The sequence below is a fragment of the Actinoalloteichus fjordicus genome (assembly GCF_001941625.1).
GTDB lineage: Bacteria > Actinomycetota > Actinomycetes > Mycobacteriales > Pseudonocardiaceae > Actinoalloteichus_A > Actinoalloteichus_A fjordicus.
Genome location: NZ_CP016076.1, coordinates 4,789,366 through 4,808,387 on the forward strand (window position 1 = coordinate 4,789,366; position 19,022 = coordinate 4,808,387).

Here is a 19,022-nt window from a genome sequence, read left to right on the forward strand (position 1 = left end):
CACGCAGCCGGAACACGCACGGTGACGACATCGACCACCCGTCGCCAGCCGCCACGCACTGGACCCGACACCGCCGTTCGGCGCAAGCCCCGTGAGGCTCGCGCAATCCGATTCAGCCGAATGGGTGAAGTTGGTTGTCACGCTCCGCAATAGTCTCGGGCGTCTCGCACCCGGTGGCACCACATGAATGTGACGTCGATCGCCTGCGCGTACTGAATCGACTCACCTCCGACGCCATTCACCTCGATACGACAGCGTCGACCGGACGCGGGACTTCGATCCGAGCCCGGCCTGGCGGTGATCAAATCGACGCCGAGGACACGTCGAGGACCGAAGACGAACACTCCGTGGGCAGTCGGAGATATCTGTGGCAGTATCAAGCGCGCTCGACGCGGCTGACCCGAGGGCAGTGCACGGCACTGGGCGATCGCCGCTGGTCAGCATGGTAGGAGCGGCGTTGTCGACGCGGGAGGGAGATCCGCCGATCATTGACCGAACCGGCGGCACGGCAATGCCGATCCTGCCCGCTCCCTATCGCCCCCGACCTGCGCGGCACTTCGCATCGACCGCCGCCGTGATGCTGGTGAGATCCGAGAGAACACTCGACCGAGAATGGAACACGGCCGATGACCCGGAAGCTCGACGGCACCGAGCCTGCCAATTCTCCGACCGAGGACGACGGCCGGAATCAGGCCGCACGCCGACGCCTACAACCGGCGGAACTAGTGATCGATCTCGGCGTCGTCGCAGGACAACGGCCCGGCCGCGCGTCGATGCAGTCGGCGACGACGGCACAGCGACCCGCGCGGCCGACGCGCGAACTCCGCACGGTCTGCGGCACCGGTCCCGGCTGCCCCGTCCCGGGAGCGATATCCGGGGTGGAGCGATCGAATACTCGGGCCCCGAGTCTCGGCGCTTCCACTTCAGTGCGGCGACGACTCGGTCGACTGCCACAACGAGTGGCAAACCTCGCGGGCGTACATTCGACGGGCTCCGATCAGCGGCCTCGGAAGGTGCTGCCACACCGCAGCCTTGCCCGACCTGTGATACGTGCAACAATCAACGGGCGCACCCCCTGGGCATTGACACCAATGTGCGGCTGTGTAGGGTCCCAGAGGAGCTGATCATGAAACAGGAGAAGACCAGCAAGAACTCGCGGATGCCGCCGGCATGACGCAGGGAGGCGCACCAATCCCATAAGTCGTCATCGATCGAAGCGCAATCGTGCAGCCGGGTGAATATCCGGCGGGCTCGATGGCGCGGTCCGTTCCCATCCGCCCCGTTCACGAGGATCTCATGGAACAACAAGTGCTGTTGACCATCGCGTTGTGGTGCTTAGTCGTCGGCGCGCTCGCGCTGGTGATCCTGCTGGTCCGCCAGCAGCAGATCTCCACGCAACTGCGCGCACGCAACACCGCTCTGGAGGACGATCTGCGGGCGCGCGACGAGGAGGCCCGACACCTCGTCTCCGCTCGGCTGCCCGCGCTGGTGGACGCGCTGAGCCACATGGCCGCCGACGTGCCGGGCCCCCTGCACCCGCACCTCGCGAACACGCCGTACGGACAGAACCTTCAGCTCGTGGTGGCCCTGGTCACCGAGTCCGTCGAGAAGGCGATGAGCCGGGTCGACCAGTCGGCCAGGACCACGCTGAAGGCCATGATGCGCACGGTCCAGAGCCTGGCCAACGAGCAGCAGCTCGCGATCTCCACCATGCAGGACCGCCACGACGACCCCGACGTCCTCGAGGACCTGCTGCGGATCGACCACGCGAACTCCCAGCTGGGCCGCCGGGTCCAGGCCACCGCCGTGCTGTGCGGCTCCTGGCCGGGACAGCAGCGCTCCGCGTCCTCCCTGACCGACATCGTGCGCGGTGCGACGTCGCGGATCAGGGACTACCGCCGGGTCGACGTGCACGCCCAGATCGACAACGCGGTCATCAGCCGCGCCGTGGAGCCGGTGGTCCTCACGCTGGCGGAGATCCTGGACAACGCCGCTCGACACTCGCAGCCCAACACCTCCGTCGAGGTCAACTTCCGACACGCCCACAACGGCACCGCGATCGTGATCGACGACGCGGGCGTCGGCATGAACGCCGAGGAGATCCGGCGGGCCGCAGGCCTGCTGGCGGGCCGAGAGGTGGCCGACATCAACCGACTCGGCGACCCGCCGCAGATCGGCTTCGCCGTGATCGGCGTACTCGCCGCCCGGTACGGATTCACCGTCTCGGTCGACACGACCTCCCCCTTCGGCGGCGTTCGCGCCGTCGTCTTCCTCCCCACCGCGCTGCTCACCCGGATCGCACCGCCCGCTCCCGCACGGCAGGAGCCTGCGCCGACACCCGTCGTGACACAGGCTCCCTCGCTCACCACCCCGTCGCACACCCCCGCGTCGACCGCGGGCGGACTGCCCAAGCGCCGTCGGCACGCACCACGCACCGGCGTCCGTCCGCCCGCCACCGAGCAGACCCTGCCGCCGTCCGCACCGTCGGCTCGCCCGGCGAGCGAGACCGCGGCGGGCATGGGCGCGTGGCAACGCGGCACCCGGTCCGGCCGTGACACCGAATCGTCTGACAGTGAAGGGAACCCCCAGGCATGACCGACCCCGTGCAGAACAAGCTGGGCTGGATGCTCGACGATGCGCTGAGAGTCCCGGAGACCCGTCACGCGATCCTCCTCTCGGCGGACGGCCTGCTCATGGCCCACTCGGAGCGCATCGATCGCGACGATGCCGAGCGTCACGCGGCCGGGATGTCCGGTCTGCAGGCGCTGGCCCGCAGCACCGCGGAGTTCTGCGGCGACCCGAACACGCCGTGGCAGCAGACGGTGAACGAGTTCCAACACGGCTACGTGTTCCTCGTCGCCGCGGGCCCGAGGGCCTACCTCGCGGTGTCGACCACCGAGAAGGTCGACATGGAGACGGTGTCCTTCCGCCTTCAGGAGCTGGTGCAGCGGCTGGGCAAGGAGTTGACCAGCCCGCAGCGGTCCGATTCAGGAAGTCCGGTGTGAACCCGCCCCGCAACGAGCGGGCGCTGGTCCGGCCCCATGTGGTGACCGGTGGTCGAGCGCACCCGACTCGAAACACGTTCGGACTGATCACGCTGGTGAGCGCGGCTCGGGACCAGTTGACCGGACTCAGCCCCGAGAAGCGCCGCCTGATGGAGCTGTGTCGGGGCGGCTCGCTGTCGGTCGCCGAGATCGCCGGTCACCTCGAGCTCCCCGTCAGCGTCACGAAGGTCCTGCTCAGCGATCTGGTCGACAGCGGCCACATCCAGACGACGGCGCCCGTCCCGACGACCGATCTGCCCAGCATGAAGCTCCTTCAGGAGGTGCTTGATGGACTCCGCGCTCGCCTCTGATCGCGTCTATCTGCGCGAGACCGTGCGGACCGCGGTCAAGCTGCTGATCGTGGGCCACTTCGCAGTCGGCAAGACGACGTTCGTCGGCACGTTGTCCGAGATCCGCCCGCTGCGGACCGAGGAGACGATGACGCAGGCGGGCGCGCTGGTCGACGACCTCGCCGGGGTGCAGCAGAAGAAGACCACCACGGTCGCGATGGACTTCGGCAGGCTGACGCTCAACGAACAGCTTGTGTTGTACCTGTTCGGCGCGCCCGGCCAGCAGCGTTTCACCCCGATGTGGGAGGACCTCGCCTCCGGTGCGCTCGGCGCGCTCGTCCTCGTCGACACCCGCCGACTCGAACACTCCTTCGAGGTCATGGGCCTGCTGGAGGAGCAGGGTCTGCGCTACGCGGTCGCCGTCAACCACTTCGACGACGCGTCCTCCCATTCGGAGGAGGAACTGCGTGAGGCGCTGGACCTGCTGCCGTCCACTCCCCTCGTCATGTGCGACGCCCGCGATCCGGCGTCCTCCACCAGAGCACTGATCACCCTCGTCGAGTATCTCCTCGCCAGTACTGCCCAGGAGCAAGAGTGACCACACCGGACACGACCGACCTCCAGCCGCCGCCGGGCTGCCCCGCACACGGCCGGACTCAACCGGGAATGCCGCTGTACGGCGCGGATTACGCCGCGAACCCCATGCGCACCCTCGAAGCACTGCGCCGCAGCGGGCCGATCTCGCAGGTGGAGCTGGCTCCCGGCGTGTCGGCGTCGTTGGTCACCGACTACCGCATCGCGCTGGAAGTGCTGCGCGACTCCGACACGTTCCGCAAGGACGGCCGGACGTGGCAGGCGACGGCGCCCCAGGACAGCCCGATCATCGGCATGATGATGTACCGGCCCAACTGCTATCACGCGGACGGGCCTCGCCACGCCAGGCTGCGCGGCGCGATCACCGACAGCCTGGACCGGATCGAGCCGAACACCCTGCGCAACCACATCGAGCGCAGTGCCGACCGGCTCATCGACACCTTCGCCGGCGAAGGTGAGGCGGATCTGCTCAATCAGTACGCCAAGATCCTGCCGCTGATGGTCATCCAGCTCCTCATGGGCGTCCCCGAGGAGCCCGGCAGCAGGATGATCATCGCGATGACCAACGTCTTCGACGGCATCGAGCCGGAGAAGTCCAATGAGGAACTGCTGGGCATCCTCCTCGAGCTGATCGCCGCCAAGCGGGCGGAGCCCGGCCAGGACGTGACCTCGTGGCTGTTGCAGCACAGCGCACAGCTCACCGACGAGGAGATGATCCATGAGCTGGTCCTGTTGCTGGGTGCGGGCGTCGAGCCCACCCAGAACTGGATCGCCAACGCGCTGCTCCTGCTGTTGTCCGACGATCGGTTCGCGGGCGACCTCGCGGGCGGCAGCATGCCGGTGGAGGACGCCCTGATCGAGGTCCTGTGGACGACCCCGCCGTTCTCGAACTTCTGCATGACCTACCCGACCCGGAACGTCGAGTTCAACGGAATCGTCCTGGAGCAGGACAAGCCGGTGCTGATCAGCCTCACCGCGGCCAACACCGATCCGGCGCTGGCCTCCGAGACACGCTCCGGGAACCGCGCCCATCTGGCCTTCGGCGGCGGCGCCCACGTCTGCCCGGCACAGTCCCCGGCGCGACTGATCACCTCGGTGGCCATCGAGAAGCTGCTCGACCGGCTGCCCGACCTCGAACTGGCCGTCCCGGCCGATCAGTTGGCGTGGCGGCCGGGACCGTTCCTCCGAGCGCTGACCGCGCTCCCGCTTCGCTTCCCCTCGGTACCCGTCCGATCCGACGAGACCACTGGAGACAGCAGATGGAACGACAAGCCGGTTCCACCGTCATCGACCCCACCGGAACCGACATCCAGTCCGAAGCAGCAGCACTCCGGGCGGTCGGGGCGCCCTCGCTGGTTGAACTCCCTGGTGGGGTGGTGGCGTGGGCAGTAGCGGGGCATGAGCAGATCCGGGATCTGACCACCGACTCTCGGGTCTCCCGCAACGCCAGGGCGCACTGGCAGGCGTGGGCGGACGGGGAGATCACGCCGGACTGGCATCTGTACACGTTCGTCGCGGTGCAGAACATGATCTCCGCGTACGGTGCCGATCACACCAGGTTACGCTCGTTGATCTCCAAGGCGTTCACGCCTAGACGGGTGGCCGCGCTCGCGCCCAGCATCGAGAAGCTCGTCTCCGGGCTGATCGACGACCTGGGCGCCGAGGGCGGGAACGGTGCCACGGTCGACCTCCGTGCCGGGCTCGCCTACCCGCTGCCCATCGCGGTGATCAGCACCATGTTCGGCGTGCCTGCGGACTGGCGTGACGAACTGCATCACATCGTCGACGGCATCTTCGACACCACGCTGGGCCCCGACGAGGCACGGGCCAACCAGATGCAGCTCTACACGCTGCTCAACAAGCTGGTCGAGCTGAAGCAGGGCACGCCGGGCGAGGACATGACCAGCGCCCTGATCGACGCTCACGAGCAGGACGGAACCCGGCTCCAGGAGCACGAGCTGGTCGACACCCTGCTGCTGATGCTCGGGGCGGGCCACGAGACGACCACCAATCTCCTCGACCAGGCCATGACCGCGATGCTGACCAATCCCGATCAGCTGGCCATGGTGCGCTCCGGCGCGATCACCTGGGACGACGTCATCGAGGAGGCCTTGCGGTGGAACGCGCCGATCGCGAGTCTTCCGCTGCGCTACGCGGTGGAGGACCTCGAGATCGCGGGCGTGACGATCCGCAAGGGTGACGCGATCCTGGCGTTCTTCGCAGGCGCCGGGCGGGACCCGGCGCACTACGGCGAGGACGCCGATCGGTTCGATGCCACCAGAGCCGTCAAGGATCATCTCTCCTTCGGGCACGGGGTGCACTACTGCCTCGGCGCTCCCCTGGCCCGGCTCGAGGCCAGGATCGCGCTGCCCGCCCTGTTCGACCGGTTCCCCGACATCGCCCTGGCCGGCCGGCCTGACGAGCTCAGGCCGGTGCGGTCCTTCGTCTCCAACGGTCACCTCGGCCTTCCCGCGACGCTCGTCGCCGCGAAGGGCTGATCCGACCCGCACTTGGAGGTTTGCGCGCGCGGCTTCCGCGCGCGACGAGAGAGACCCTGGCGCGACCGCCCGGTCGCCCCACCAGGGACTGCGTCTGCGGTGCACGAGAACGCCGCCGCCGCCATGGCAGGTCGTGCGGCGACGACACCGTGATCCGGTGTCGTCGCCACGGCAGCGGCCACCCTCGTCGGACACCGCAGGCATCCGGCTGGATGCAACGCAGTAGGAGCACCGAATCGTGATCTCACCCGAGTCAGCGGCAGGCCCGGACTCGCCACCGCGGATCCGGGTGTCTCGCCGGGAGACGCCCGTCGTCGACGCGGGGCCCCGGGGCCAATCGACGTCGGCAGCGGAGCCCGGAGCCCGCACGGCGACCGCTGCGGCGGACGGCACGGTCTCGGCGGCTGCCACGGCGTGACCCTGCACTCCGAGGCGGGAGCCGGAATCACCCCGTCTGCCGCGATCTCGAGCGGCCTCGCCGTCACCTGCCCGCCGGAGGATCTCCGCCCGGTGACGTCATCTCTCTCCACCGGGGTCGCGGATCGTCCCTTGTCCTGCTTCGGACGACGACGGTTCGGGCTCGACCCTGCGCTGAGTGCTGGCGGGACGGGGGTGGAACCCGCTCTCGGCCAGGGTCGGCGTGTCCCGGTGCCGCTTCGGCGTTCGTCGACGCAGGCGGCGGTGTCGAGCCCGTCTCGTAGTGCACCGTCGGCCCGAGCGCCGGGCGGACACCGCCGGGCCGTCCCAGTCGAGACCCAGCCACGCGATCGTCGGCCGAGCAGGCACTCAGCTGCGCCGGGCGTGTCTCACCCGACGGCGCACCGGGTCCGCCGGGCCTGCCTTCGCCGTCACGAGTCCGACGACCAGATGCCCTCGCCACCGATGACCCCGGCAGGTCTCGGCGTCGAGGGCCTGTCCCGACAGCACCATAGGAGCACCCTGTGACCACCACCGATCCCGCGAGCCGCGACGGCGGTCCCCCGCCCGGCTGCCCGGCGCACGCGCCGTCCGCGCCCACCGGGCCGATTGCGATGCCCGCGCGCATCCGGACCGACACCGTCGCAGCCACCGCGCTCTACTCGGCCGCGTTCGCCGAGGACCCCGCCGCGATCTACACCGAGCTGCGCAGACAGGGCACGGCAGGCCTCGTCGAACTGAGTCCCGGGGTCACCGCGAGTCTGGTGATCGGCTATGAGGCCGCCTTGGCGGTGCTGCGTGATCCGGAGAACTTCCCGAGGGATCCCCGCCGATGGCAGCAGACGATGGCGCCGGACTGTCCTGTGCTGCCGATGATGCAGCACCGGCAGAGCGCGGTGTTCAACGACGGTGAGGTTCACCGCAGGCTGCGGTCCTCGGTGACCGACAGCCTGGACCGGATCGATCCGACCACGCTGCGCAAGTATGTGGAGCGCAGTGCGGACACCCTCATCGACGACTTCGCCGACAAGGGGGAGGCAGATCTACTCGCCGAGTACGCGCGGCTGCTGCCGATCCTGGTGTTCAACCAGCTGCTCGACTGCCCGCCACACCTGAGCGCCTCCCTCGTGCGCTGTCTCGCGGCGATCTTCGAGGGGGGTGCGGAGGCAGCCGAGGCCAATCAGGAACTGGGCCGCTGCATGCTGGAGCTGATCACCCTGCGACAGCAGAATCCCGGCAACGACCTGCTCTCCTGGCTGATCTCCCATCCTCACCGACTCGACACCCAGGAGCTGATGGACCAGCTCACGATGCTGCTCGCGGGCGGTATCGAGCCGGTGCAGAACCTCATCGCAAACGCCCTGCGCCTGCTGTTGTCGGACGCGCGGTTCGCCGGTGACCTCTCCGGCGGCAGCCTGCCGGTGGACGACGCACTCGTCGAGATCCTCTGGACCGACCCGCCGCTGGCCAACTTCGGACCCGCCTATCCCACCGAGGACGTCCGGCTGCCGGACGGGACGGTGCTGCCTGCGGGCAGGCCCGTGGTGGTCAGCTACGCCGCCGCCAACATCGATCCGAATCTGGCTGGGGATCGAGGCACCGGCAATCGGGCGCATCTCGCCTGGAGTGCGGGCCCGCACACCTGTCCCGGTCAGTCCCAGGCCCGGATCATCGCCTCGCTGGCGATCGAGAAGGTGCTGGACCGGCTCCCCGACGTGGAGCTGGCGCTGCCCGAGGAGGACCTGCGGTGGCGGCTCGGTCCCTTCCAGCGAGCGCTGACGGCGCTGCCCGTGCGGTTTCCCCCGGTGGCGGTTCCAGAGGACCCGGGCGGACCGGTGCCCACCGCGCCCATCGAGGCGCGCGCCGTCGGCGGCAGCAGCAGGCAGGCGGCAGACCCGCCGTCGGGCAGGCCGACGGCGACCGCACCGCAGGCGGGGGCGCCTGGCGGCCGCGCCCGCACCACCGGGCCGCGCTGGATGAGCGCGCTCGTCCGGTGGTGGCGCGGCCAGTGACCGCCGACCCGCCGCGTCGGTCTCGGCTCCTTCCGACTCCCGACGCCCGGTCGACCGGAACCAGATCGACCCGGCGGACCGGCACCGACGTCGGAGTCGGCAGGCCCGCTGCCTGCACACGAACACTTCCCGCCTGATTCTCGTCCCGTCCCACACCGACGACGCTCCAGGAGAACGTGTGACTCCCACCGATCCCCTCGGCCAGGACCACGTACACCCGCCGGAAGGTCGGCAGCAGCCGATGCCGCCACCCGGCTGCCCGGCGCACGACGGCGTGACTCGGTTGTACGTGCCGGAGTTCGCGGCCGATCCGAACGCGGTCTATGAGTCGCTGCGGGCCCAAGGGCCCGTCGCACCGGTCGAGATCGCCCCCGGCGTGCCCGCCACGCTCGTGACGAGCTACGCCACGGCGTTGGAGGTGCTGCGCGATCCGAGGAACTTCCCGAAGGACCCGCGACGCTGGCAGCAGACCATCCCGGCGGACTCCCCGGTGCTGCCGATGCTGATGTACCGGGAGAACTGTCTGTTCACCGACGGCGAGCTGCACCGCAGGCTGCGGAGCGCGCTGAACGACGGTCTGAGCGGGGTCGACTCCGGGACCCTGCGGGGCTATGTCGAGCGCGGTGCCGCCACGCTGATCGACGAGTTCGCTCCGGTCGGCGAGGCGGACCTGCTCACCCAGTACGGCAGGCTCCTGCCGATTCTGGTCTTCGACCAGATGTTCAACACCCCTCCTCATCTCAGCGAACGACTGACCAAGGCGCTGGGGACGATCTTCGAGGGGGTCGCGGCGGACGCCGAGCAGGCCAACACCGAACTCGTGCTCTGCACCGTCGAGCTGGTCGAGATGCGTCGTGCCGAGCCAGGCAGAGACATCGTCTCCTGGCTGATCGCCCATCCCGCCGAACTGACACAGGAGGAGCTGCTCAGCACGATCATGCTGCTCGTGGCGGCGGGCATCGAGCCGACGCAGAACCTCATCGCGAACGTGCTGCGGCTGCTGCTCTCCGACGACCGGTTCGCGGGCGGGCTGACCGGGGGCAGTGTCTCGGTCGACGACGCGCTGGTGGAGATCCTCTGGACCGACCCGCCGATGGCCAACTACGCGACCACGCACCCGATCCACGACGTCTACCTCGCTGGCGGCGTGCGCATTCCCGGTGATCGGCCCGTCCTGATCAGCCTGGCCGCCGCGAACGCCGACCCCGCGCTGTCCTCCGCCCGTGCCTCGGGAAACCGGGCGCACCTGGCGTGGAGCGCGGGCCCCCATGTCTGCCCCGCCCAGTCCCAGGCGATGACCATCGCCGCGGTGGCGGTCGAGACGCTTCTCGACCGCCTGCCGGATCTGGAACTCGCCGTCCCCGTCGATGACCTGACGTGGCGGCCGGGGCCGTTCCACCGGGCGCTCAACGCGCTGCCCGTCCGTTTTCCCGCAGTTCGTCCCTCCGCCCAGACCGACGAGAACCCTGGAGACAACAGATGGAACGTCAGTCCAGCCCCTACGTCATCGACCCCGCAGGCGCCGACATCCAAGGAGAGGCCCGGCTCCTCAGGGAGCGGGGAGCCGCGACGCTGGTTGAACTCCCTGGTCCGGTGGTGGCGTGGTCTGTGAACAGCCACGACCACCTTCGGAAGCTGCTGTCCGATCCTCGGGTGTCCAAGGACCCCAACCAGCACTGGCCCGGTTACGCCGAGGGCAAGGTGGTGCTCAGCTCGGTCCTGGCGACCTGGGTGGGCGTCAAGAACATGTTCAACGCCTACGGTGACGATCACAAGCGGTTGCGCTCGCTGGTCTCCAAGGCGTTCACCGCCCGGCGGGTCAACGCCCTCCAACCGTGGATCGAGTCGATCACCGAGCGACTCATCGCCGAGCTGGCGGCCGGCCCCCAGGACACGCCGGTCGATCTGCGCGAGGGCTTCTGCTTCCCGGTGCCGATCGAGGTCATCTGCGCGCTGTTCGGTGTTCCGGAGGAGCACCGGCCGGAGCTGCGTCGGGTGGTCGACGGCGTGTTCGACACCGCCGCGACCCCGGAGGAGGCCATGGCGCTGGGAGAGGACCTCTACAAGCTCATGGGCGCCTTCGTCGCCGACAAGCGGGCGAATCCCGGTGACGACCTCGCTTCCGCGCTGATCAACGCGCGCGACGAGGACGGTTCGCGGCTGGACGAGATCGAACTGCTCGACACCCTGGCCCTGGTGCTGTCCGCCGGTCACGAGACGACGGTCAATCTGCTGGACCAGGCGATCACCGCGCTGCTCACGTATCCCGACCAGTTCGAACTCGTCCGATCCGGCGAACGGTCCTGGGACGACGTGATCGACGAGACGATGCGCTGGCAGGCCCCGGTGGCGAACCTGCCGCTGCGGTACGCGGTGGAGGACATCCAGATCGGCGACATCCTCATCCGCAAGGGGGACCGGATCCTGGCCGCGTACGCGGCCACCGGCCGGGACCCGGAGCGGCACGGGGCCGACGCGGACCAGTTCGACCTGACCCGCGCGGCCAAGGACCACCTGGCCTTCGGCCACGGCGTGCACTACTGCCTGGGGGCGCCGCTGGCTCGCATGGAGGTCAAGACCGCCCTGCCCGCCCTGTTCGCCCGGTTCCCGAACATGAGGCTCGCGGTGCCTGCGGACGAGCTGGTGCCGATGTCCTCGTTCATCTCCAATGGACACCACGAGCTGCCGGTGATCCTGAACCCCGGCTCGGCGGGCTGATCGCCGCGACGGCGTCCGAACAGCAGCGCACGGCCTCGGGCCGGGTCCGTCACCTGGCGGACCCGGCCCGATCCGGCGGCGGCTGGTGGGATCGGATCTCGGTGACTGCTCAGGTCTGCTGCCTACGCCGGGTCTTGACGAACAGGTAGATCAGGTAGGGCGCGCCGAGGATGGCGGTGAGGACCCCGACCGGCAGGTGGGACAGGCCCGGGGTGATCCGCACGGCCAGGTCGGCGCTCACGGTGAGCAGCGCGCCGAGCACCATCGACGCCACCAGCGGAGGCTGTGCGGTCCCGACGAGCCGCATCGCGATCTGTGGAGTCGCCAGTGCGACGAAGGAGATCGGGCCCGCCGTCGCGGCGGCCACGGCGGCCAGGGCGGCGGCGAGCAGCAACAGCGTGCCGCGCGCGGCGTCGACCCGGATGCCCAGTGCCCGGGAGGTGTCGTCGCCGAACTGGAGTCCGCCGAGTACCCGAGAGCACACCAGCGCGGCCGGGATCAGGATCGCGACGGCGATCGCGAGCGGTCCGACGGCGTCCCAGCCTGCGTTGGTGAGGCTGCCGACCAGCCAGACGGTCGCCCGGCTCGCGTCGTCCACGTCTCCCACGGTGAGCAGCCAGTAGACGATGTTGCCGCCGATCGCCGACAGCCCGATGCCCACCAGGACCATCCGGTACCCGTCGATGCCCTGCCGCCAGGACAGCAGATACAGCAGGAAGCCCGCGGTGAGACCTCCGACGAGCCCGGCGGCGGGGACGCCGAGGGCGGCGACACCGCTGATCGTGCCGCGCGACCCGCCGAGCACGATGACGGCGACGGCGCCGACGCCCGCTCCCCAGGTGACGCCGAGGATGTCGGGACTGGCGAGCGGATTGCGGGCCAGGGACTGGAAGATCGCCCCGGACAGGCCGAGGGCGGCGCCGACGAGGATGCCGGTGAGGGTCCTGGGCATCCGCAGGCCGAAGATGATGCCGTTCTCCCGACGATCACCGCCGCCCGCGAGAGTGCGCAGCACGTCGAACACCTCGATCTGCGAGGTGCCCCGGCCGATGTTCAGCGCGGCGACCAGGACGAGCAGGGCGAGTGCGACGACCGTGACGATGACGACGCGCGGCCGCAGGATCATCGAGACCGGTCCGACGCGCAGTGAGCGGATGATCGGCTGATCGGGCTCGGCCGAGTGCTCGCTGCCCGCCGCGCCGCCGTCGGGGGCGCCGGGGCCGCCGGGCGCCTGCTGAGGCTGCCCGGGCTGCTGAGCGGATTCGCCCGCCCCGGCGGTCTTGTCGGCCGTGTCGAGGTGTCGATCGTGGACGGTCACAGCCGGATCAGTCCCTTCCGCCGGACGAGCCAGATGAAGACCGGCGCGCCGAGGACGGCGAGCATGATGCCCACCTCGAAGCTGTCGGAGGACACGACGCGACACAGCACGTCGGCGGCAAGCAGCAGGACCGCGCCGGTCAACGCCGAGACGGGCACGATCCAGCGGTAGTCCGGACCGGTGATGAACCGGGCCAGGTGCGGCACGACCAGGCCGAGGAAGGCGATCGGGCCGCAGGCCGCGACGACCGCGCCCGTGAGCAGCGTGATCGCCGTGACGCCGAGAATCCGGGTGAGCCGGATGTTCTGTCCCAACGCCCGCGCCATGTCCTCGCCCAGCGCGAGCACGTTCAGGCCCCGCGCGTTGAGCAGGGCGAGCACTATCCCGACCAGCAGGAAGGGCGCGACCTGCCCGGAGACGGAGTACTCGCGGGCGGCGATCGAGCCGACCTGCCAGAAGCGGTAGATCTCCATCCCGGCCCGGCTGCCCAGCACCACGGCGGCGACGAGGCCGCTGAGGAGCGCGGTGACGGCCGCGCCCGCCATCGCCAGCGTCACCGGCGTGGAGCCGCCGAGCGAGCCGAGGACGAACACGACCACGCTGGCGATCAACGCGCCCGCGAAGCCGAACCAGATGAAGCCCTGGAGGTCACGAATCCCGAAGACGACCACGGCCAGCACGGTCGCGAAGGCGGCGCCCTGCGTCACGCCGAGGATGCCGGGGTCGGCCAGCGGATTCCGGGTGTGACCCTGCATCAGCGCACCCGCCGCGCCGAGGCCTGCCCCGGCCAGCAGGCCGAGCACGGTGCGCGGGAGGCGTAACGACCGGATGATGTCGTCGAACTCGGTGCCCTGCGGGTCGACCAGTGCCGCCCACACCAGATCGAGCGGGATGGTTCGCGACCCGATCGAGACGCTCGCGGCGACGGCCAGTACCAGCGCGACGCAGAGCAGCGTCAAACCCGCCGCCCTGCGGCGGGCCCACCCGTCGGGCGCACGGCGCCGAACGGCATTGCTGGTCGCGGTCACCTTGGTCTCCTCACGACATCCGTCGGGATCGTCCGATCGCAGGCGGACCGTCGATGATCGTCTCGTGTCACGGCCCGCGGGCGAGGTCGACTCGGCATCTCCGGTCCGGCCTGCCCCGCCGCGCCGGTCCGTCCCCCCAGACGTCCCCCGGCCGCCCAGGCTGTCCGCCCGCGCGGAGGGATCTTAGAGCCTGTCTTTGATCCCCACTTTCCTGTTGCGCGGGGCAGGCAGCGGCGATCTGCGGCGTTGTCGTCAGTCGACACAACTCCGTTATGCCTCCTTCCTCCGCCTCACAGCTCAGCCACGCTGATCCCCGCTCACGACTCCAGAGGGATCACAGACAGGCTCTGAGGCTAGCCTTACCGATTCCTGCGGCGAGGCCAGCACCGCGATGCCTCGGCGCAGCCGTCGCATTCCTGCCGGGTCCGTCGATCGCGGTGCCGATTCCGGCAGGCTCGCCGGGCTCCTGCCGCCCCAGAGCCCCGGCCGATCAGCCGTCACCGCCGTTCACCGCCCGCGTCGCGCGACCAGGGCGGCTTCGCTCGCTCGCCACAGGCGACGCCGACGCCGTCCCGCCCGCCTCGTACCATGCTGAGGCAAGGCTAACCGAACAAAGGACGAGTGAGATGCCGAGTACCGTACGTCATCGCTCCAGGGGGGCGGCCATCGCCGTTCCACTCGCGATCTGCCTGTTGGTCAGCGCCTGCGGGGGCGGGGAGGAGCCCGCCGGTTCCGCGCCGGAGGGCGCGAGCCAGGACGGGTTTCCCCGGACGGTCACCCATGCCATGGGCGAGACGACCCTGGAGACCCAGCCGGTGCGCGTCGCGGCACTCGACACCAGTTACATCGACGCCGCGATGGCGTTAGACCTGGACGTGGTGGCGCGGATCAACTACCACACCGCCGACGGCGCGCTTCCCGGATACCTGTCGGAGGACGAGCAGGCCCAGGCCGAGGCGGCTACCGTGATCGGCGAGATCACCGCCCCCGACGTCGAGATGTTGTGGGACGTCGAGCCCGATCTGATCGTCTCGGCGCGGGTGCGGCACGAGGAGATCTACTCGGAGCTGAACGAGGTCGCGCCCACTGTCTTCAGCGAGACCACCGGGGCGACCTGGAAGGACAACATCCGGCTCCTCGGCGAGGCCACCGGGCGTGAGGAGCTCGCCGAGGAGCGCATCAACGCTTATGAGAAGCGGGCGGCGAGCATCGGCGAGTCGATCCGCGAGGAGTTGGGCCGGGACGCCACCGTCACGATGGCCCGCTTCGTCGAGGGCGAGCCGACGGTCCGGCTCTACACCAGCGCGTCCTTCCCCGGCATCATCCTGGCCGACGCGGGACTAGCCCGGCCTGCGGGCCAGGCGGACTCCGAGGACGAGATCATGGTGAACCTCAGCCAAGAGGACATCACCGAGCTGGACGCGGACACCATCTTCGTGTCCACCTACACCGATCCCGCAGCGGAGGCCGAGAACCCGCAGGAGCAGTTCGAGTCGAACCCGCTGTGGGGCAGGCTGGAAGGCGAGATCACCACGGTCGACGACGAGGTCTGGGTCACCTCGGTGAGTCTTCAGGGCGCCGAGCAGATGCTGGACGAGCTGGCCGCCGCCTTCGGCGTGGACGACGGCCGATCCTGATCGACGACCGCCCGACTCCGGTGCCCTCGGCCGATCGGTCGAGAAGGTGCCGGAGGCCGGGTCCGTCCACCGCGTAAGGGCCTATTGGTCGGCGAAGTTCGGCCGCGCGCGGGCCGAGTGATCATCGGGTGAACAGCCGAGGAACTGACCTTCGGCTCTGGTCGGACGCGCGAATGATCGAATAGATTTCTTCTCCGCAGAGAGAACGGCCGCGAAGGAGAACCCGGTGGCACGGACACTTCTGTTCAGAACGGGACGACGACGACACTCACGCGGGGTCGTGCTGGCATTGGCGGGCGCGCTGGTCGCCGCCGTCTCCACCTCTGGCGCGGCCATCGCCGCCGACGGCCCGGCCGACGTACCCCCACAGCCGATCGTGGCAGAGGCGGCAGCCGTCGCCGAGGCGGAGATCGCCGCCGCGCCCTCCCAGTCCGCACGAATCCTCTTCAACGGCGGCAATGAGTCCTTCAACGGACTCACCTACCACTCGTTCCGCATTCCGGCGCTGATCCGGACGAATCGCAACACCCTGATCGCCTTCGCCGAAGGACGCGCGGCGAACAATCGCGACTTCGGCAACATCAATCTGTTGTACAAGCGATCGACGAACAACGGATCGTCGTGGTCCGGACTGAGCGAGGTCGTCGGCCGAGGACAGGGCACCTGGGGAAACCCGACGCCCGTGGTGGACCGTACGAACAATCGGATCTGGCTGTTCATGAACCACCAGCCCGAGGGCAGCGGCACCGTGAACTCCTGGGACGACCGACAGGTGTGGGTGTCCTCCAGCAGCGACGACGGGGTGAGCTGGACCGCCCCCGTGAACATGTCCGACACGCTGAAGCCCCGAACGCGGGCCAACGGCTCCAGCTGGAACTGGGATGCCGTCGGCCCCGGCGTCGGCATCCAGACCACGGTGCGCAATCCCGGCAGGCTCGTCATCCCGGCCCAGCATCGCAACATCTACAGCGACGACCACGGCGCGACCTGGCAGGTCGAGGTCATGCGCACCACCGGCGGCGCCGCCATGGAGCAGACCGGCGAGTCCACGATCCTGGAACTGGCCGACGGCAGTCTCTACCGCAACGACCGGCCGACGACGGCGACTGCGGAGCGAGGGAAGCGCCGCTGGGTCTCGCGCGGGTCGATCGAGTCCGGTTTCAGTCCCTTCGCCCCCGCGAGCTGCCTGCTGGACCCGATCAACGAGGCGTCGACCATGCGCTACAACTCCGATGCACCCGCCCGGCTGGCCTTCGTGAACTCGGCCAGCACCGAGACGCGCACCAGGATGCGCATCCGGATGAGCGAGGACGAGGGACGCACCTGGAGCTACAGCCGACCGTTCTCCGACGCCCCACTGTCCGGTGAGAGCTCCACCTACCGCGAGGGCGGTTACTCCAGCATCGCCAAGACCGCCGACTATCACGTCGGCGCGCTGATCGAGGTGAACGAGAACACCGGGAGCAACTCGACCTCGAACCGCTCGATCGCCTTCCGCAAGGTGAACCTGCCGTGGATTCAGGGCGGTGTAGACGAACCGGGCTGCTCCGGCGGGTTGTGACCGGGGCACTCTCGGGCACGCTCCCGGTCGGGACGCCGTCGGCTCGGCGTTCCGGCCGGGGCGAGCGGGCAGCTGGGCTCGCCCGATGCATGCGCGTCCGCAGGCCGACCAGGGCCGGACCACCAGAGGAGATCGGGTGCTCGGCGGTGGCGGGCATTCCGGCAAGGACCGGTGCGACCCGCTGCGGGTCATCGCGGAGCACATGATCGAGAAGGCCGCCCGGCACGCCGGTCACGCCGACATCCTGCGGGAACAGGTCGACGGCGTGACCGGGAGCCGACGTACTCGAACCGGCCTCGCCCAGGGCAGCGCCGAGCGCCGCGACCGCCGGGACGGACTCCCCCGAACCTCGTCGCGCTTTCAGCGACCGGTGTGATCGGCGGACGTCTCCCCTGCCCCGGCCCTGCCCTCCGCCGCGCGGGCGGTCAGGCCAGGACGCCGCCGTCGATGGTGAGCACGCTGCCGGTAATAAAAGAGGCGCCGGGGCTCGCGAGGAAGACGATGCCCGCCGCGATCTCCTCCGGGGTGCCGAACCGTCCCAGCGCGACGGTGGCCCGCTGCTGGTCGGCCCACCCGCCCTGCGGTGGGTTCATGTCGGTGGCGACCGGGCCGACCTGCACGACGTTGACGGTGATCTCGCGCGCGGCGAGATCTCGTGCGGCGCCTCGGCTGTAACCGGTGACCGCCGCCTTGGTGGCCGCATAGTCGGCCAGGTTCGGGAACCCGGCGCGGGCGGCGAGCGTCGAGCCGACGGTGATGATCCGTCCGCCTCGACCGAGCACCCTGGTCGCCGCGCGGATGGCGGTGACCACCCCGCCGAGGTTGACGACGACCTGGCGATCGAAGGCGGCCGTGTCGGGCTCGGGATCGTCGACGGCGCCGTTGACCGCCACTCCCGCGTTGTTGACCAGGACGTCCAGCCTGCCGAACGTGGCCGCCACGGTGTCGACCAGCTCGGCGACCTGACGGGAGTCGGACTGGTCCGCACGGTGCGCGGCGGCGCGGACTCCCCTGCTCTGGAGGTCGCGGACGACCTCCTGCGCCTTGTCTGCCGAGGCGGCGTAGCTGATCACCACATCCAGGCCCGCATCGGCCAAGGCACGGGCGGTGGCCGCCCCGATGCCGCGCGAGCCCCCGGTCACCAACGCGACCCTGGCTGCCTGCTGCGTCGTCATGAGTTCTCCCTCTCGACTTAAATACCGCTCGGTATACAACTGCGACGGTAGCCTATCGAGCAGTACAGAAGTAAGGAGGTCGGCCATGGCCACCGGACGCCCCCGCGAGTTCGACGTGGACGAGCGGCTGGACCGCGCACTCGAGGTGTTCTGGCACCAGGGCTACGAAGGCACGGCGATCACGGACCTGACCGAGGCGATGGGCATCAGCAGGCCGAGCCTGTACGCCGCGTACGGCAACAAGGAGTCGCTGTTCCACAAGGCGGTGGACCGCTACCTCGACGGACCCGCCCGCCACATCAGGGACGCGGTCGAGGCCCCCACCGCGCTGGCTGCCGCGGAGTGCCTGCTGCGCGGCGGCGCCACGGTCGCGACCACGATCCCCGGCCGAGGCTGTCTGGTCGTGCAGGGCGCGCTGGCCACCGGCGCGAACTCCGAGAGCGCCCGGCTGGAGCTGATCTCCCGACGCCGCGCAGGGGAACTCAGCCTCCGGGCCCGGTTCGAGCAAGCCAAGGCCGACGGCGAGTTGCCTGCGGAGATCGATGCCGCCGACCTCGCCCGCTACATCGCGATCATCTCCTACGGCATCTCCGTTCAGGCCACCGGCGGCGCCACCCGCGAGGAGCTGGATCGAGCCGTGGACGTGGCCCTGCGCGCCTGGCCGGTCGCACCGGCCCCGTCCGCGACCGCGTGACCGGCGGCCACCCACCCGGCGCATCGGTCGGCCACC

Annotated in this window: 16 protein-coding genes; 13 read left to right on the forward strand and 3 right to left on the reverse strand. The window is 69.8% G+C overall.

The features are described from left to right. The first annotated feature begins 1,296 nt into the window (after window positions 1-1,296). The 9 genes from UA74_RS20355 to UA74_RS20390 all read left to right on the forward strand — a co-directional run bounded on the left by UA74_RS20355 (window position 1,297) and on the right by UA74_RS20390 (window position 11,573). Complete coding sequence (locus UA74_RS20355) at window positions 1,297-2,595, forward strand: ATP-binding protein (RefSeq protein ID WP_075744025.1); 1,299 nt, start codon at window positions 1,297-1,299, stop codon at window positions 2,593-2,595. Then, window positions 2,592-3,005 (forward strand): roadblock/LC7 domain-containing protein, encoded by a 414-nt coding sequence (locus UA74_RS20360; protein WP_075741695.1) that lies wholly within the window; start codon window positions 2,592-2,594, stop codon window positions 3,003-3,005. The genes UA74_RS20355 and UA74_RS20360 overlap by 4 nt, the downstream gene beginning before the upstream one ends. Continuing rightward, on the forward strand, window positions 3,002-3,355 hold the full coding sequence (locus UA74_RS20365; protein WP_075741696.1) for a DUF742 domain-containing protein: 354 nt from the start codon (window positions 3,002-3,004) through the stop codon (window positions 3,353-3,355). Before UA74_RS20360 ends, UA74_RS20365 begins: the two co-directional genes overlap by 4 nt. Continuing rightward, on the forward strand, window positions 3,333-3,932 hold the full coding sequence (locus UA74_RS20370) for a GTP-binding protein (protein WP_075741697.1): 600 nt from the start codon (window positions 3,333-3,335) through the stop codon (window positions 3,930-3,932). Before UA74_RS20365 ends, UA74_RS20370 begins: the two co-directional genes overlap by 23 nt. After that, window positions 3,929-5,320 carry a cytochrome P450 gene (locus UA74_RS33735; protein ID WP_232237345.1) on the forward strand — a complete coding sequence of 464 codons (1,392 nt, stop codon included), beginning with the start codon at window positions 3,929-3,931 and terminating at the stop codon, window positions 5,318-5,320. Before UA74_RS20370 ends, UA74_RS33735 begins: the two co-directional genes overlap by 4 nt. Further along, window positions 5,305-6,426 carry a cytochrome P450 family protein gene (locus UA74_RS20375; RefSeq protein WP_318533258.1) on the forward strand — a complete coding sequence of 374 codons (1,122 nt, stop codon included), beginning with the start codon at window positions 5,305-5,307 and terminating at the stop codon, window positions 6,424-6,426. The genes UA74_RS33735 and UA74_RS20375 overlap by 16 nt, the downstream gene beginning before the upstream one ends. 941 nt (window positions 6,427-7,367) lie before the next feature. Then, the gene (locus UA74_RS20380) at window positions 7,368-8,855 is read left to right on the forward strand and encodes a cytochrome P450 family protein (RefSeq protein WP_083683399.1); all 1,488 of its coding nucleotides are present in this window, start codon (window positions 7,368-7,370) and stop codon (window positions 8,853-8,855) included. 178 nt (window positions 8,856-9,033) lie between these two features. Next, window positions 9,034-10,467: a cytochrome P450 gene (locus tag UA74_RS33740; RefSeq protein ID WP_232237347.1), complete on the forward strand. Its 1,434-nt coding sequence runs from the start codon at window positions 9,034-9,036 to the stop codon at window positions 10,465-10,467. Next, window positions 10,449-11,573, forward strand: coding sequence for a cytochrome P450 family protein (locus UA74_RS20390; protein WP_075765218.1), 1,125 nt, complete (start codon window positions 10,449-10,451; stop codon window positions 11,571-11,573). The genes UA74_RS33740 and UA74_RS20390 overlap by 19 nt, the downstream gene beginning before the upstream one ends. A 109-nt stretch (window positions 11,574-11,682) precedes the next feature. On the opposite strand, the gene UA74_RS20395 is transcribed toward UA74_RS20390, so the two are convergent. Both UA74_RS20395 and UA74_RS20400 read right to left on the reverse strand, forming a co-directional pair. Further along, window positions 11,683-12,699, reverse strand: a complete 1,017-nt coding sequence (locus UA74_RS20395; protein ID WP_083684105.1) for a FecCD family ABC transporter permease — start codon at window positions 12,697-12,699, stop codon at window positions 11,683-11,685. A gap of 188 nt (window positions 12,700-12,887) precedes the next feature. Beyond that, window positions 12,888-13,919 carry a FecCD family ABC transporter permease gene (locus UA74_RS20400; protein WP_075741700.1) on the reverse strand — a complete coding sequence of 344 codons (1,032 nt, stop codon included), beginning with the start codon at window positions 13,917-13,919 and terminating at the stop codon, window positions 12,888-12,890. A gap of 626 nt (window positions 13,920-14,545) precedes the next feature. Here UA74_RS20400 and UA74_RS20405 point away from each other — a divergent pair. The 3 genes from UA74_RS20405 (at window position 14,546) to UA74_RS31050 (ending at window position 17,493) form a co-directional block, all read left to right on the forward strand. After that, window positions 14,546-15,556 carry an ABC transporter substrate-binding protein gene (locus UA74_RS20405; RefSeq protein ID WP_083683403.1) on the forward strand — a complete coding sequence of 337 codons (1,011 nt, stop codon included), beginning with the start codon at window positions 14,546-14,548 and terminating at the stop codon, window positions 15,554-15,556. Between the two features lie 226 nt (window positions 15,557-15,782). Then, complete coding sequence (locus tag UA74_RS20410; protein ID WP_198042796.1) at window positions 15,783-17,117, forward strand: sialidase family protein; 1,335 nt, start codon at window positions 15,783-15,785, stop codon at window positions 17,115-17,117. Between the two features lie 85 nt (window positions 17,118-17,202). Next, a complete protein-coding gene (locus UA74_RS31050) occupies window positions 17,203-17,493 on the forward strand; it encodes a mycothiol transferase (protein WP_083683406.1) in 291 nt (96 codons plus the stop codon). 49 nt (window positions 17,494-17,542) lie between these two features. Here UA74_RS31050 and UA74_RS20420 read toward each other — a convergent pair whose 3' ends face one another. Beyond that, window positions 17,543-18,292 carry an SDR family NAD(P)-dependent oxidoreductase gene (locus UA74_RS20420; protein ID WP_075765220.1) on the reverse strand — a complete coding sequence of 250 codons (750 nt, stop codon included), beginning with the start codon at window positions 18,290-18,292 and terminating at the stop codon, window positions 17,543-17,545. Between the two features lie 85 nt (window positions 18,293-18,377). On the opposite strand from UA74_RS20420, the gene UA74_RS20425 reads away from it, so the two are divergent. After that, complete coding sequence (locus UA74_RS20425) at window positions 18,378-18,986, forward strand: TetR/AcrR family transcriptional regulator (protein WP_075741702.1); 609 nt, start codon at window positions 18,378-18,380, stop codon at window positions 18,984-18,986. Window positions 18,987-19,022: the final 36 nt, after the last annotated feature.

Bases quoted from the DNA above. Each gene is read 5' to 3' on its own strand.
- UA74_RS20405 (WP_083683403.1), top strand. From the start codon at position 14,546: ATGCCGAGTACCGTACGTCATCGCTCCAGGGGGGCGGCCATCGCCGTT.
- UA74_RS31050 (WP_083683406.1), top strand. From the start codon at position 17,203: ATGCATGCGCGTCCGCAGGCCGACCAGGGCCGGACCACCAGAGGAGAT.
- UA74_RS20395 (WP_083684105.1), bottom strand. From the start codon at position 12,699: ATGATCCTGCGGCCGCGCGTCGTCATCGTCACGGTCGTCGCACTCGCC.
- UA74_RS20355 (WP_075744025.1), top strand. From the start codon at position 1,297: ATGGAACAACAAGTGCTGTTGACCATCGCGTTGTGGTGCTTAGTCGTC.
- UA74_RS20360 (WP_075741695.1), top strand. From the start codon at position 2,592: ATGACCGACCCCGTGCAGAACAAGCTGGGCTGGATGCTCGACGATGCG.
- UA74_RS20425 (WP_075741702.1), top strand. From the start codon at position 18,378: ATGGCCACCGGACGCCCCCGCGAGTTCGACGTGGACGAGCGGCTGGAC.
- UA74_RS20370 (WP_075741697.1), top strand. From the start codon at position 3,333: ATGGACTCCGCGCTCGCCTCTGATCGCGTCTATCTGCGCGAGACCGTG.
- UA74_RS20420 (WP_075765220.1), bottom strand. From the start codon at position 18,292: ATGACGACGCAGCAGGCAGCCAGGGTCGCGTTGGTGACCGGGGGCTCG.